The organism is Faecalibacterium sp. (genome assembly GCF_052358865.1).
Taxonomy (GTDB): Bacteria; Bacillota; Clostridia; order Oscillospirales; family Ruminococcaceae; genus Faecalibacterium; species Faecalibacterium butyricigenerans.
In genome coordinates this window covers 60,968-76,463 of the sequence record NZ_DAWCVJ010000005.1, presented here as the reverse complement: position 1 = coordinate 76,463, position 15,496 = coordinate 60,968, and the positions used below count along the sequence as shown (strand labels likewise).

Sequence of the window (15,496 nt, the reverse complement as noted above, 5' to 3'; positions counted from 1 at the left end):
CCGGCTTCACTTCGTTGGCAAGGCGGCGCAGTCCCTTCATAAAGTCAAAGTCCAGCACGTCGGCAGCGTCCAGACGGATGCCGTCGATGTCGAACTCCTCCACCCAGAAGCGGACGGTATCAAAGTGGTAGTCCTGCACCTCGGGGTTGCGCTGGTTCAGCTTGACCAGCAGGTTAAAGCCGCCCCAGTTGCCGTAGGAGAAGCCGTCGTTGTACTCGTTGTTGCCCCAGAAATTCACATCGCAGAACCAGTCCTTATAGCGGGCGTTCTCGCGGTGCTCCTTCAGCTCCCGGAAGGCGAAGAAATCGCGGCCCACATGGTTGAACACGCCGTCCACGATGACCCGCTGGCCCCGCGCATGGCAGTCGGCGACGAATTTTTTGAACTCCTCATTGGTGCCCAGCCGCCGGTCTACCTGCCGGTAGTCGATGGTGTCATAGCCGTGGGAGCCGCTCTCGAACAGAGGGCCGATATAGATCGCCGTACAGCCAAGCTCCGCCGCGTGCTCTGCCCACGCATCCAGCTTCTTGAATGCCCCGGGAACAGGCTGCCCGTCATTTTCATGCGCGCAGCCGCACAGTCCCAGAGGATAGATGTGATAGAATACCGCATTGTCATACCAAGCCATTGTCTGTACCGCTCCTGTTTTCAAAAGTTCTGCCGGGCTTCTCGAAGCCCCGGCGTTGTATTCAGTATATCACATTTTCCGACAAAAGTGTGGAAATAGTGTTGTATATTTCTCACATTATTCCCTCCCGAACCGGTACTCTCTGTAAAAATTGCGATAAAAGGAGTCTTTCGTATGAATCTTCCCTCTATCCCCCGTTCCTTCTTCAGCGGCGACTGCTTCGACGCCTACCACGTCCTCGGCGCACACCCTTGGCAGGGCGATCGCGGCGAAGAGGGCTGGCGCTTTGCCGTCTGGGCACCCGGCGCGACCGCCGTGGAGGTCTGCGGCGGCTTTGACGGCTGGGGTGACGGAGTCTCTCTCCAGAAGGCCGACACCGGCGTATGGAGCGGCTTTGTGGCCGGGCTGTGCGAGGGCGACCTCTACAAATACCGCATCCACGGCGCCGACGGCAGCGTCGTTATGCGGGCCGACCCCTACGCCTTTGCCTCCGAAGTCCGCCCCGCCAACGCCAGCCGCCTGACCAGGCTGGATTTCGCCTTTGACGACAGCGCGTGGATGGAGCGGCGGGACAAGTGCCGCAACCTGCCCATGAACATCTACGAGCTGCACGTCGGCAGCTGGAAGCATAAGCCCGGCTCCACCCGGCCCGACGGCTCGGACGGCTGGTACGACTACGAAGAGCTGACCCGGGAGCTGATCCCGTGGCTGCTGGAGCACCACTTCACCCATGTGGAGCTGCTGCCGCTGGCCGAGCACCCCTTCGACGGCAGCTGGGGCTACCAGACCACCGGCTACTTCGCCGTCACCAGCCGGTACGGCACCCCGGCCCAGTTCGCCGCTTTCGTCAACGCCTGCCACCGGATGGGCATCGGCGTCATCATGGACTTCGTCCCCGTCCACTTTGCCGCCAACGCCGACGCGCTGGCCAACTTCGACGGCACCCACCTCTATGAGTACGACAGCGACGTGGGCCACAGCGAGTGGGGCACCTGCAATTTCAACTACTACCGCCGGGAGGTGTGCAGCTTCCTCAGCAGCGCCGCCGCCCTCTGGATGGAGGTCTACCATTGCGACGGCATCCGGATGGACGCCATCTCCCGCGCCCTCTACTGGCAGGGCGACCCTGCCCGGGGCGTCAACGAGGGCGCAGTCACCTTCCTGCGGAACCTCAACCACGGCCTGAACGAGCGCTGGCCCACCGGCATCTACATGGCTGAGGACTCCACCAACTTCCTCAAGGTGACGGCCCCCACCCGCTACGACGGCATCGGCTTCGATTACAAGTGGGACATGGGCTGGATGCACGACACGCTGGACTACTTTGCTACCCCCTTCGGCGAGCGGCCCAATGCATACGGAAAGATCATCTTCAGTATGCACTATTTCTACAATGAGCTGTACCTGCTGGCCCTGAGCCACGACGAAGTCGTCCACGGCAAAAAGACCATCATCGACAAGCTCTGGGGCACCTACGAGGAAAAATGCGCCCAGCTGCGCACCCTTTATTTCTATATGTATGCTCACCCGGGCAAAAAGCTCAACTTCATGGGCAACGAGATCGCCCATTTCCGGGAGTGGGACGAAAAGCGGGAGCTGGACTGGGGCCTGCTCCAGTATCCCTTCCACGACGCCTTCCAGAAGTATTTCGCCTCCCTCAGCCGCCTCTACGCCACCCAGCCTGCCCTCTATGCGGGCGAATATGACCCCCGGTGCTTTGAGTGGGTCGCCAGCGAGAGCCGGGACGAGGGCGTGTATGCATGGCTGCGCAAGGGCGCAGGCCAGACCATCCTCTGCGTCATGAACACCCAGAACACCGCCCACAAGAAGTTCCCCCTCTACCTGCGCTTCCCCGCCGGGGCCGAAGAGCTGCTGAACACCGAGGCCCCCTGCTGGGGCGGTGCGGACAAGTCGAAGCCCAAGGCGCTCCACACCACCGACGGCGGCGTCTATGGCCGGGACTACACCCTCACGGTGGACCTGCCTGCCATGGGCAGCCGGATGTTCCGGCTCACCCCCGAAGCGCCCCGCCCCGAGGCCGCACAGGCCAGTGCACGGCGGGCCGCTGCCGCACGCCGCAAGGCCGCACGCACCCAGAACGCCAAGGCTGACGCCGCAGCGCACAACTCCAAAAAGTAATATTTGGTAAAGAATATCCCGTCTGCTGAGAATGCGGCGGGATATTCTGCGTTTCAGCGCCCTCTGCGGCTGGACAAGCCTTGACGCAGCCATTATACTGTTAGATGGAAAGTTGTGTGCCTCACCCTTTTTACAAGCTGAACGAAAGGAACCGTCCTTCTATGCCATCTGCTGCTCTCCGTCGGCTCTCGCCCCTGCAATGGGCAGGGCTGGACCTCGGCCTCTGTGCCGTGGCGCTCCTCCTTTTGGGGGTCGGTGTCCCGGCCAGCCCGTTCTTTTTTCCGCTGCTCAGTCTCTGGGCCTGTCTCGTCCTCTTCGTGCTGGCGGTCTGCGTCCTCCGCACGGCGGGCGTCGAGCTGGTTTTTTTCCACTGGGCCGTCGTCTTCGGCATCTGGGCCGTGGCTGTCGTCTATTTCTACTGGACGTTATCGAGCCGGAGCTTTATCTACGTCTGGGACTACGCCAACTACCTGCTCAAGCAATATGACGCCGAAGCCGCTTTTGCCCAGAGCACCGGTGGGGGCCTCGGGTATCTCTTCGGCTCGATGGCCGACGATTACACCAACTTCATCACCCTCTTCACCGAGTTTCCCTTCTGCCTGACCGACCACACCGGCGACGCCTACTCCTTCAGTCAGGTGTTCTGCATCCTGCCGACCCTGCTGGTGCTTCTGGCGGGCCTCGTGGTGAAGGTCGGCCAGCTCCTGAACGTGAAGAACCGGATGTATTACTTCCTCTTCGGCATGACCCTGACGGCAGCTTATCCCTTCCTGCGGATGAGCGCCGTGCTGGCACAGCCGGACTGGTTCGGCCTCATCTTCGCCTTCGCCATCCTGCTGCTGACGCTGGACTTCCGTTTTGACACCCTCGAACCGGCCCGGTTCGGCCTTATCTTCCTCGCCACTGCCGCCATCATCCTCGCCCGCCGGTGGTTCCTCTACTTCGTGGTGGGCTACTACTTCGCCTATGCGCTGCTGCTCGTCGCGGGCTGTGTGCGGTTGGCAAAGGGCGGCGCTGTCTCCGCCGCCCTCCGCCGGGGGAAGAACCTTGTCCTCTTCGGCCTTGCGTCCGTCGCCGCCATGGTCATCCTGCTCTGGCCCATGGTATCCCACATCCTCACCTATAACTACGCGGGCCGCTACTCCTACTATAACGGCGGCGGTCTGGCCCTCGAGGCATTCTACCACCTCGGACGGCTGGGCCTGTTCAATCTCATCCTTATCGCGCTGGGCCTCGTCTTTGCAGCAAAGCGAAAGCTGCCCGCTCTGCCCTGTCTGGCAGGGTGCGAGCTGGTCGTGAGCCTGCTGCTCTTCACCCGGGTCCAGAACACCGGCTCTCATCAGTTCCTGCTCTTCCTGCCGGGGTATTTCCTCCTCTTCCTGCTGGGTGCAGCCGCACTGGCCGAGGGCATCCAGCGCCATCGCACCCTCAAACTGGGCTTCTGGGCCTTCGTGCTGATGCTGTCCATGTCGGTGCGCTGCTCACCCCTGACCACGCTGGCCATGCCGGGCTTCGTCATCGAGCACTTTCCCATCCAGATCCCCGCCACCCGGTATTTCATCTCGCTGGACAAGCTCATCTACGACCGGAAGGACATCGGCCAGATCCAGGCCATCGCCGACTGGATCGACGCCCACTGCAACGTGGGCGAGATCAGCTACATGGTCCCCCACGATATGCTCTACAACCCCGACCACTTCAAGAACTGCCGCCTGCCGGAGGCTTCCATCAACGACAAGCTGGCCTTCGGCTTCTCGGTGCCCGGCACCCACAACTTTCCCATGCAGTTCTTCGAGGCGAAGTACGTCATCACCTGCGACCCCTTCCCCCAGACCTATGCGGGCAGCGGGGAGATGTCCATCAAGCTCAACGAACGCTTCCTCGCCGCAAAGGACGACGCCTTCACCTTTGAGCAGAGCTTCGACATGGGCAACGGCACCACCTTCACCATCTGGCGGCGCACCGCCGCCCCCACCCGCGCAGAGGTGGAGTATTACCTGAGCGCCTTTGCCGCAGAGGATGCCCAGTATCCCGAGATGTTCTCGCAGGTGGCCGAAGCGTGGCTCACCGCCCACGGGCTGTGACCTTGCCCTTTTTACTGAAAACGTGTATAATTCAACGTATTGTTATAAGACTCGCAGCGCCGCACGCCGGGCTGCTTACGTCATAAGGAGTATGCCGCTATGGAACAGAAGAAAAAGAATCTGCCCGAAGTAAAGCTGGGCCAGTACAAGGGCCTCGCCGTCACCCGCCACGTCCGCCCTGTCACCGACAAGACCGTGGACATCGAGGTGCTGCATCAGACCCGGATGCACGCCGTCTACCACCCCACCACCGCCCCGGCCAAGCGCGGCTTCCGCGCCCTGCTGGATTTTGTCGGCTACATGGACGGCAAGGAGATCCCCGACAGCCGGATGGAGAATGTCATGGTGGTGCTGGGCGACGGCAAGCTGATGCCCGCCGCCGAGCAGGCCATCTACGGCCACTGTGCCGGTGAGGTGTTCCGCTTCGACTTCACCTACCCGCAGGATTTCCGCCTGCCCGAGCTGTCCGGCAAGACCGCGCAGTTCGAGATCAACCTCCGCTCTCTGGCCGAGAAGGTCACTCCCGCCCCCGATGAGGCCTTTGCCAAGAGTCTGGGCTTCGCCTCCCTCGACGCGCTGAAGGCCGACCTCCGCGCCAAGAAGCAGAAGATCCACGAGGAGGGCGCCGACCGCGCCGCCGGAAAGCTGCTGCTGGACATGGCCGGGGCCAACATGACCGTAGACCTGCCCGCTGAGATCCTCGACCGCACGGCCCGGAACGAGATGAAGCTGCTGACCGAGCGCCTCTCCCGCAGCGGCATCACCCTCGAGCAGCACTGCAAGAACAGCCACACCACCCCGGAAGCCCTCGAGAAGGACTACCGCGCACAGGCCGAGAGCCGCATCCGCTTCGTGCTGGCAGCCCGGGCCATCGCCGAGGCTGAGGGCATCGTCGTCCACCCCGAGGAGGTCAACGCGGAGTACCGCCGCCTCTCCCAGCTGCAGGATACCCCCGAGGCCGAGATCCGCAAGGCACTGGCCGAGGACGCTGTGGCCGCTGCGCTGGCCGCAAAGAAGGTGCAGCGCTTCCTGCTGGATAACGCTCAGGTCACCACCGTGACCGATGCCCCCGAAAAGGAGTGATACCGCTATGGGTCTGTTTACCCGCTATGCCATGGATGCCCTGATGAAGACCTCCCACCCCGAGGTGGTCCGCCGTCAGTGCTGGAACCTCCACCCCCACCGCACCCCCTGCACCGACTGCAAGGACATCTGCCCCTACGGCGACGCCATCTTCACCCGCCCCAACCTCGTCAAGGACTGGGACCCCTGCACCGACTGCGGCCTCTGCGTCTCGGTCTGCCGCTCGGGCTGCATCGTGCCCTCGCCCGAACAGGTGCAGCGGGACACCTCGCTGGCCGACACCGACAATGACACCCTCTGGCTGGGCTGCGAGAAGAGCAGCCGGAAGAATACCGCCGTCCGCGCCTGCGTGGCCGCCTTCTCATGGGAGACGCTGGCCTATCTCGCCCTGAACAAGAAGCTCGTGCTGGATCTGACCCCCTGCGGCGAGTGCGAGAACGACGCCTGCGCTGCCCAGCTGCGCAAGGAGCTGACCCGCCTCGTGGAGTTCCTCGGCCCCCAGCTCTTCGAGAGCCGGGTCACGCTGGCCTACCAGCAGGAGGACGCCCCCTACCATGTGCAGGAGCTGAGCCGCCGGGAGATGTTCTCCCACATGACCGAAGGCTCCCGCGCCGGCACCAAGAAGCTGCTGCAGATGCTGCCCGGCCTGCGCAGTGAGGAGGACAGCGCCGCCGACTTCCGCCTCCTGCTCCACCAGCGGACCAAGCAGCTCAAGGCTGCCTCCGAGACGCCGCTGCGCTACGGCTGGTATCTGCCCAATTTCACCCAGAAGTGCTTCGGCTGCGGCAAGTGCGAAAAGGCCTGCCGCTCCGGCGCGCTCAAGCTGGAGGACCTGCCCGACGGGCAGACCCGCGTGGTCGTCACGCCGTGGAAGTGCAGCGAGTGCGGCGTCTGTGTCGCAGCCTGCTCGAACAGCGGCATCGACGGCATGAAGCTGCGCCAGCTGACCACCCTCGGCCCGGTGAGCGTCTACAAATGCAGCAAGACTCTCTGTGCCGACTGCGGCAAGCCCATCGCGCCGAACAGCGCCGAGGGCATCTGCTCGGTCTGCCGCATCAAGCGCCGCACCAAGCAGCGTCAGGAGGAGGCCGCTGCCCGCGCCAAAGAGCGGATCGCCGAGCGGGAGGCCCGCAAGGCTGCGGAAGAAGCCGCCAAGGCCGCTGCCGCAGAGCTGGCCGCGGAGAATGCAGCTGCCGCAGAAGCCGCTGCCCCGGCCGTCGCAGCGCCTGCCGCCGTTGCGGAGACAACTGTTGCTGCACCAGAAACAGCCGCTCTTGCCAAAAAGGATTGACGCGGCCGCAAATCAATGCTATACTCAGTCTTGACCACTTATTTGATGGCCGGGACTGTTACAAAGGAGTAACGGATGGATTTCCGTTGCTCTTTTTTCATAAAAACAGTCCAACTGTCCGCTGACGGGAAACAGCGGGCACCGCGCAACGCGAATGCTGTCCCTGTACAGCAACAACAAGAAAAGAGGGAATTTATGATGAACACTTCCATCTCCCGCCGTCAGTTCCTGAAGGCCAGCGGTCTGGCTGCCGCCGGTGCCTGCGCAGCCGGCCTGCTGACCGGCTGCGGCGGCTCTTCTTCCGGCAGCGCCTCCGGCGCAGCCTCCTCCGGCTCCAGCTACACCATCCTGTACGACAGCCAGCCTGCCACCCTGAACTACCTGACCACCGGCACCGACCTTGAGATGGTCGTCGGCGCAAACTGCGTGGACACTCTGGTCGAGTACGACAACAAGGGCGTCATGCGCGAGGGTCTGGCCACCAGCTGGGACTGGGATGCCGACACCCTGACTTGGACGTTCCATCTGCGGGATGAGAACTGGGTGGACTGCAACGGCGAGGTCGTCGCCCCCGTCACGGCGCAGGACTTCGTGGACGCCCTGAAGTACGTCCTGACCCCGGATTACGCCGCCTCCAACGTGGGCCTCGTCACCGGCTACATCGCAGGCGCGGACGACTACTACAACTACCACGTCTACCTGAACAACGCCAACACCGGCGTCGTGGACGAGGACGGCACCACCTACACCGTGGATGCCGACGGCGTCGTCACCGTCGCCGCCCCCGGCGCAGACCCCGCCACCTATGCACCCGTGGATTTCGAAGCCGTGGGCGTCACCGCTGTGGACGAGCACACCCTGACCTACACCCTGACCTACGATTTCCCGGGCTTCCTGAGCCTGCTGTGCTACCTGCCCTATGAGCCGGCCTACGGCCCGCTGCTGGAGGAGACCGGCGACCAGTTCGCCACCAGCGCAGAGACCACCTACAGCTGCGGCGCATTCTATCTGGCCGCCTACGAGTCTCTGGAGACCTGGGTCATGAAGAAGAACCCCGAGAACTACGACGCCGCCAACGTCTTCATCGACACCATCAGCCGCATCTACAACGCCGAGGCCAGCGTCAACGGCCCCGAGATGATCAAGCGCGGCGAGATCGATGAGGCCACCATCGGCTCCGACATCCTCGACAGCTGGCTGGCCGACGACACCACCAAGGATATGGTGTCCATGGACCGCCCCAACACCAACTACACCTACTTCTATATGTTCAACTTCATGCCCTTCTCCCACGAGTTCTCCAACTGGAGCGTGGAGGGCATGGACGCCGAGTATGAGCCGGAGAACTGGGCCAAGGCCATCAACAACACCAACTTCCGCAAGTCCTTCCTCTACGGCATCAACAACTCCGTCACGCTGGCCGTCAAGGCACCCGAGGGCTACGACAACTACAAGCTGAACACCATCACGCCCCCCAGCTTCTGCGCCAACGCTGACGGCGTGGACTACCTGAAGTGCGGCGACCTCGCCAACATCACCGAGTTCTTCGACGAGGCCAAGGCCAAGGAGTACCGTGACGCCGCCATCCCCGAGCTGACCGCCGCAGGCGTCACCTTCCCCATCAAGGTCCAGCTGCCCTACAACCCCTCCTCCACCGACTGGGACAAGCAGTGTCAGGTGCTCAAGCAGCAGCTCGAGGGCGTGCTGAACGACGGCTTTGACTTCATCAATATCGTCATCACCGCCGGCCCCTCCGACAGCTTCCTGTCCAGCGTCCGCCGCAACGGCAAGTTCGCTTTCCTGCTGTGCAACTGGGGCGCAGACTACTCCGACCCCCAGACCGAGACCGACCCCTTCTATCAGGCCGAGGGCGCACGCGGCAGCCGCTACGCCTTCCTGCGCACCGGCGTCGAGGACGGCTTCATCACCGGCGACACCGCTGACGCTGTCATGAACTACATGAAGGCCATCGAAGCCGCTGTGGAGATCACCGATGACATCAACGCCCGCTACGATGCCTTCGCCAACGCCGAGGCTTCCCTCATCAACAACGCCCTCGTCGTCCCCATGGGCATGAGCGTCCCGGCCTACATCGCCACCCGCCTGAACTACTGGGAGGGCCAGTATGCTTCCACCGGCTTCTCCAACAAGCGCCTGAAGGGCATCCACGTCCTCGACCACTATGTCTCCATGAGCGAGTACGAGGCCAACCGCGACGCCCGCTAAGCTTTTCTGACCGTTCTGCCGCCCTCCGTTTTCCCCCGGGAAAGCGGAGGGCTTTTTATTTCTGAAGGCTCTCAGATGAATTTTTAGAGCAAACTTTGCCAAATCACTTTCCAAAAGTAGTTTTTTGTTGTATTCTATTCCTATCCGACATTCATTAAATAAAAGAGAGGGGTGCGCACAGATATGCTCAAATATCTGGCGAAACGCATCGGGCGCTCGATCCTGACCCTGTTTGTCATCGTCACGCTCGTATTCTGCCTTTTGCGGCTGATGCCGGTGGAAGGCTATTTTGCAAACTACGAAAAAATGACCGAGGCCCAGATTCAGGCCGGCCTGCAGTCGATGGGCCTGCTGGACCCGCTGCCGGTGCAGGTCGGCCGCTTCTGGGTGAATGCCCTCCACGGCGACCTCGGCGTGAGCCATATCTATAAGGTCAACGCCTCCGTCACCAGCATCCTTGCCAAGAAGCTGCCCATCTCCATCCAGATGGGCGTCTTTGCCATGCTGCTGAGTCTCGTCATCGGCATTCCGATGGGCCTGTTCATGGGCCGGTTCAAGAGCCGCTGGCCCGACAAGCTGGGCACGGCCATCATCGTGCTCATTCAGGCCGTGCCTGCGGCGGTGTATTACCTCTACATCCAGATGTACGGCACTACCGCGCTGGGCGTAGGCCTGCTCTTCGACACCTCCAACTGGAAGTACTGGGTGCTGCCCGTCTGCTCCATGAGCCTCGGCAATGTGGCGTTCTACGCCATGTGGCTGCGCCGGTACATGGTGGACGAGAGCAACAAGGATTACGTCCGCCTCGCCCGGGCCAAGGGCGTCAGCGAGAACAACATCGCTCTCCGCCACATCTTCCGCAACGCGATGGTCCCGCTGGTGCAGTACATTCCCTCCGCCTTCCTCAACACGGTAGTCGGCTCCATCTACATCGAGAGCCTCTACAGCATCCCCGGCATGGGCGGTCTGCTGGTCACCTGCGTCCAGCGCCACGACAACACGATGGTGCAGGGCATCGTCCTGCTCTACGCCTGCGTGGGCATCATCGGCCTCATTCTGGGCGACCTGCTCATGGTGCTCATCGATCCCCGCATCAGCTTTGGCAAGAAAGAAGGTGGCCGATAATGCTTTTCCGTATGAAAGATGAAAAAGCGCACCAGCTGGAAGCACAGCTGGACAAACTGCAGGCGGACGGCCCCGCCGCATGGGCAGAGTTGCCCGAAGAAGAGCTGTTCACCCCCGCCGGGTTCAGCGAGGAGCGGGCCGAGGCCACCTCCTATTCCAATTACAGCTACTGGGGCAGCACCTTCCGTGCATTCTTCAAGAACCGCATCGCGGTCATCCTCCTCGCCGCCCTCATCGCTGTGGTGGCCTTCGCATTCCTCCAGCCCTATCTGCCCGGGCAGGCAGACCCCAACTTCTGCGCCGTGGACCCCCTCACCGGCGTCCAGTACCGCAACATTGCCCCCGGTGAGGATGGCTTCATCTGGGGTTCCAACGCCATCGGACAGGACCTGTGGGCACGCATCTGGGCCGGCGCACGCACCAGCCTGACCATCGCCTTCTTCGTGGCCCTCATCGAGGCCGTCGTGGGCATCACGGTGGGCGTGCTCTGGGGCTATGTCCGCCAGCTGGACTTCTTCTTCACCGAGCTGTACAACATCTGTGACAATGTGCCCTCCACCATCATCCTCATCCTGATCTCTTACGTCGCCAGCCCCAGCGTCAAGACCCTCATCCTCGGTATGTCCATCACAGGCTGGATCGCCATGGCGCGCTTCATCCGCAACCAGATCCTCATCATCCGCGACCGCGACTACAACGTGGCATCCCGCTGCATCGGCACCCCCACCGCCCGCATCGTGCTGCGCAACCTGCTGCCCTACCTCGTGTCGGTCATCATGCTGCGGATGGCCCTGACCATCCCCGCTGCCATCGGCAGTGAGGTGTTCATCACCTACATTGGCCTCGGCCTCTCGGTGGAGACGCCCTCGCTGGGCAACCTCATCAACGATGGCCGCAAGGTCATGATGCAGGCCGGACTGCGCTATCAGCTGCTCTACCCCACCATCATCCTCAGCTTCGTCACCATCGCGTTCTATCTCATCGGCAACGCCTTCTCCGACGCAGCCGACCCGAAGAACCATCTGCAGTAAGGAGGCACAGGGATGAAAAAGAACGAACTGATCCTCTCGGTGCGGGATCTCAACATTAAATTCAATCTGCGTGGAAAGATCCTCCACGCCATCCGCGGCATCGACCTCGACGTCTACCACGGCGAGGTCCTCGCCATCGTGGGCGAGTCCGGCTCGGGCAAGAGCGTGTTCACCAAGTCCTTCATGGGCCTGCTGGACTCCAACGGCTCCATCACCTCGGGCACCATCGACTACTTCGGGGCCGACGACCACCAGCCCATCCGCCTCTCCGCGCTGAAAAAGGAGAAGGACTGGCTGAAGGTCCGGGGCCATGAGATCGCCATGATCATGCAGGACCCCATGACCAGCCTGAACCCTCTGAAGACCATCGGCGACCAGATCATGGAAGCCGTGGAGCTGCATCAGGGCCTCAAAGGCGCTGCGGCCAAGGAGAAGACGCTGGAATATCTGCGGGATGTCGGCATCGCCGACCCGGAGGTCCGCTTCAAGCAGTATCCCCACGAGTTTTCGGGCGGTATGCGCCAGCGCGTCGTCATCGCCATCGCCGTGGCCTGCAACCCCCAGATTTTGATCTGCGACGAGCCGACGACGGCTCTGGACGTGACCATTCAGGCCCAGATCCTCGAGCTGCTGAAGGAGATGCGGGTCAAGTACAATCTGACCATCATCCTCATCACCCACGACCTCGGCGTCGTGGCCAACATCGCCGACCGGGTGGCCGTCATGTACGCAGGCGACATCGTGGAGATCGGCACCTCCGACGAGATCTACTACGACCCCCGCCACCCCTATACATGGGCGCTGCTGTCCAGTATGCCCCAGATGGGCGTGAAGGGCGAAGACCTGTTCAACATTCAGGGCACGCCCCCGAACCTCTTTACGGAGATCCGCGGCGACGCCTTCGCGCCCCGCAACCCGCTGGCCCTGAAGATCGACTTCGTCAAGCGTCCCCCCTACTTCGACGTCAGCGCGACCCACCGGGCCAAGACGTGGCTGCTCGACCCCCGCGCACCCAAGATAGAGCCGCCCGCCGCTGTGCGGATGCTGCAAGAGGAGGGCAAGTAACATGGCAGACGAACGCGAAGTATTGCTCGAGGTGAAAGACCTCGAGGTGACTTACGGCTCCGGCCGCAAAGCCTACAAGGCCGTCAAGAACGCAAACTTTACCATCTATAAGGGCGAGACCTTCGGTCTGGTGGGCGAGTCCGGCTCGGGCAAGACCACCATCGGCCGGGCCATCATGCGCATCCTGCCCACCTCCGGCGGTCAGGTGATCTACAAGGGCCAGCAGATCAACGGCAAAATTTCCCACGCGCTGGACAGGCAGGTCATCAAGGAGATCCAGATGATCTTCCAAGACCCCCAATCCTCCCTGAATGAGCGCGCCAAGGTGAGCTACATCGTGGGCGAGGGCCTGATGAACGTCCGGCCCGACCTCTCCGCCGCCGAGCGGGACGAAAAAGTCCGGCAGGCGCTGCTGGATGTGGGCCTGCTGCCGGAGTTCGCCTCCCGCTTCCCCCACGAGTTCTCGGGCGGCCAGCGGCAGCGCATCGGCATCGCCCGCGCCCTCATCGTGGAGCCGGAGTTCATCATCGCCGACGAGCCGATCTCGGCGCTGGATATGTCCATCCGCGCACAGGTGCTCAACCTGCTGCGCCACCTGCAAAAAGAGCGCGGCATCACCTACCTCTTCATCGCCCACGACCTCTCGGTCATGCGGTACATCTCCGACCGCATCGCCGTCATCCACAAGGGCGACATCGTGGAGCTGGCCGATGCCGAAGAGCTGGTGACGCACGCCATCCACCCCTACACCCGGAGCCTGCTGTCGGCCATCCCGATGCCCAGCCCCCGCCGCGAGCGGCAGAAAAAGCTGCTGGTCTACGACCCCGCCATCCACGACTACTCCGCCGAGGCTCCCCAGTGGCGGGAGCTGCGGCCCCGTCACTGGGTGCTCTGCAGTGCCGCCGAGGCCGAGGCATGGTGCCGCGAATTGTAAACTTTTTCTTGCGTTTTCCTCATTGTTCTTCCCCTGTTTATTGACTTTTGTCCCCCGCTCTACTACAATAGCAGGAGTGGCATTGGAACAAAACAGAATACCCGCCCCTTCCGGGGCCTACAAACATAAAGGAATGAGGAATCGATGATGACGCAGGATCCCATTTACGCATCTCAGGCTCGGCCTTGGCTCAAATATTACGACCAGAAGTACATTGAGCAGACCCTTCCCACCGTCTCGGCATTCGAATATGTCTGCCAGCGGAACAAAAACCATCTGAACGACACCGCGCTGGATTACTACGGCCGGAAGTTCACCTATGCTGACCTCATCGTCAACGTCAAGAAGACTGCCGCCGCCCTGCGGGGCGTCGGCGTCCAGAAGGGCGACATCATAACGGTGGTGAGCGTCATGACCCCCGAGGTCATCGCCCTGTTCTATGCTGCAGACATGATCGGCGCCACCCTGAACCTCGTGGACCCCCGCTACAGCGTCGAGGGCATCCACGAGTACATCGAGGAGGTGGACTCCCATCTTCTGGTCTGCCTGAACGTCGTGTACGAGCGCTGCCGTCAGGCCGCCAAGCGCACCAACGTGGAAAAGGTCATCGTCCTCTCTCCGGCCGACTCCCTGCCCCCGGTGATGGCCGTGGGCTATAGGCTGACCACCCCCGACAAGAACAAGTACGCCTCCAACGTCATCCGCTGGAAGCAGTTCATCGCAAACGGCAAGAACCAGAGCACCGCTGCTGAGCCTTACGACCCCGACCATGCCTGTGTCGTGGTCCACACCGGCGGCACCACCGGCTCTCCCAAGGGCGTCATGCTCACCGACAACAGCTTCAACGCCATCGCGCAGCAGTTCCGCGCCTACGATAAGCTGTTCCACCGGGGCCAGAAGCTCATGAATATCATGCCCCCCTTCATTGCCTACGGCTACGCCTGCGGCGTCCATCTGCCGCTGGTGCTGGGCTTCACGGTCATCATCATCCCCAACCTCGACCCGGCCAAGCTGGGCAGTCTGGTGCTCAAGTACAAGCCCGAGCATATGTTCGGCGTGCCCGCCCACTACCAGCAGCTGGCCGCTGACCCCAAGCTGCGGGATAAGGACCTCTCCTTCATCCTCAACTACGCCGCCGGCGGCGACGCCATCGCCCGGGGCGCAGAGCAGACCGTCAACGACTTCCTCGCCGCCCATGGCGTCCGCTACCCGATCGCCAAGGGCTACGGCATGACCGAGGTGGCCTCCGCTGCCACCGTCGCCGCCGGCACGAACAACAAGCTGGGCAGCGTCGGCATCCCGATGGTCAACACCCTCGTCGCCGCCTTCGAGCCGGGCACGGACAAGGAGCTGCCCATCGGCGAGCGGGGTGAGCTGTGCATCTCCGGCCCCACCACCATGAAGGGCTACTACAACAAGCCCGAAGAGACGGACATGATCCTCCGCCGCCACCCCGATGGCCGCATCTGGGTGCACACCGGCGACATCGGCTATCTGGATGAGGACGGCTTCGTCTTCCTCGACTCCCGCATCAAGCGCCTCATCATCCGCCACGACGGCTTCAAGGTCTTCCCCTCTATGATTGAAAACGTCATCAGCCGCCACCCGGCTGTCCATCAGTGCTCTGTGGTGGGCTGCGCCGACAAGGATCATGTGCAGGGCCGTCTGCCCTTCGTCTACATCGTGCTCAAGCCTGACACCACGGCCAAGAAAAAGCAGGTGGTGCGGGAGCTGGAGCGGATGTGCGCCGAGGAGCTGCCCGAATATGTCCAGCCCGTGGCCTACAAGTTCATCCCTGAGATGCCGATGACCCCTGTGGGCAAGATCGATTACCGTCAGCTCGAGGCCGACATCTCTCCCCGCGACTATTGATCTCACGAAAGGATTTTT

The 15,496-nt window shown here is 62.3% G+C and carries 11 protein-coding genes; 10 read left to right on the top strand and 1 reads right to left on the bottom strand.

Features of this window, described 5'->3' with window-relative positions:
• Positions 1 to 628: alpha-amylase family glycosyl hydrolase (locus ACT8X9_RS02035; RefSeq protein WP_444267953.1), on the bottom strand; the 628-nt coding region annotated here is incomplete at its 3' end.
• Between the two features lie 174 nt (positions 629 to 802).
• Here ACT8X9_RS02035 and glgB point away from each other — a divergent pair.
• The 10 genes from glgB to ACT8X9_RS01985 all read left to right on the top strand — a co-directional run bounded on the left by glgB (position 803) and on the right by ACT8X9_RS01985 (position 15,478).
• Positions 803 to 2,767, top strand: coding sequence for a 1,4-alpha-glucan branching protein GlgB (gene glgB / locus ACT8X9_RS02030; RefSeq protein ID WP_444267952.1), 1,965 nt, complete (start codon positions 803 to 805; stop codon positions 2,765 to 2,767).
• A gap of 161 nt (positions 2,768 to 2,928) precedes the next feature.
• Entirely contained in the window at positions 2,929 to 4,851 is a 1,923-nt protein-coding gene (locus tag ACT8X9_RS02025) for a hypothetical protein (protein ID WP_444267951.1), read from the top strand.
• A gap of 99 nt (positions 4,852 to 4,950) precedes the next feature.
• Entirely contained in the window at positions 4,951 to 5,934 is a 984-nt protein-coding gene (gene tig, locus ACT8X9_RS02020) for a trigger factor (RefSeq protein ID WP_444267950.1), read from the top strand.
• Between the two features lie 7 nt (positions 5,935 to 5,941).
• Positions 5,942 to 7,225, top strand: coding sequence for a 4Fe-4S dicluster domain-containing protein (locus tag ACT8X9_RS02015; protein WP_444267949.1), 1,284 nt, complete (start codon positions 5,942 to 5,944; stop codon positions 7,223 to 7,225).
• A 195-nt stretch (positions 7,226 to 7,420) separates the two neighbouring features.
• Positions 7,421 to 9,451: an ABC transporter substrate-binding protein gene (locus ACT8X9_RS02010; RefSeq protein ID WP_444267948.1), complete on the top strand. Its 2,031-nt coding sequence runs from the start codon at positions 7,421 to 7,423 to the stop codon at positions 9,449 to 9,451.
• 183 nt (positions 9,452 to 9,634) lie between these two features.
• Positions 9,635 to 10,576, top strand: coding sequence for an ABC transporter permease (locus ACT8X9_RS02005; RefSeq protein ID WP_227620478.1), 942 nt, complete (start codon positions 9,635 to 9,637; stop codon positions 10,574 to 10,576).
• Between the two features lie 11 nt (positions 10,577 to 10,587).
• Positions 10,588 to 11,607: an ABC transporter permease gene (locus tag ACT8X9_RS02000; RefSeq protein WP_368670620.1), complete on the top strand. Its 1,020-nt coding sequence runs from the start codon at positions 10,588 to 10,590 to the stop codon at positions 11,605 to 11,607.
• Positions 11,608 to 11,619: 12 nt separating this feature from the next.
• Positions 11,620 to 12,672 carry an ABC transporter ATP-binding protein gene (locus ACT8X9_RS01995; RefSeq protein WP_412590135.1) on the top strand — a complete coding sequence of 351 codons (1,053 nt, stop codon included), beginning with the start codon at positions 11,620 to 11,622 and terminating at the stop codon, positions 12,670 to 12,672.
• A 1-nt stretch (position 12,673) separates the two neighbouring features.
• Entirely contained in the window at positions 12,674 to 13,606 is a 933-nt protein-coding gene (locus ACT8X9_RS01990; protein WP_444267947.1) for an ATP-binding cassette domain-containing protein, read from the top strand.
• Between the two features lie 144 nt (positions 13,607 to 13,750).
• Positions 13,751 to 15,478 (top strand): class I adenylate-forming enzyme family protein, encoded by a 1,728-nt coding sequence (locus ACT8X9_RS01985; protein WP_444267946.1) that lies wholly within the window; start codon positions 13,751 to 13,753, stop codon positions 15,476 to 15,478.
• The last annotated feature ends 18 nt before the right edge of the window (positions 15,479 to 15,496 follow it).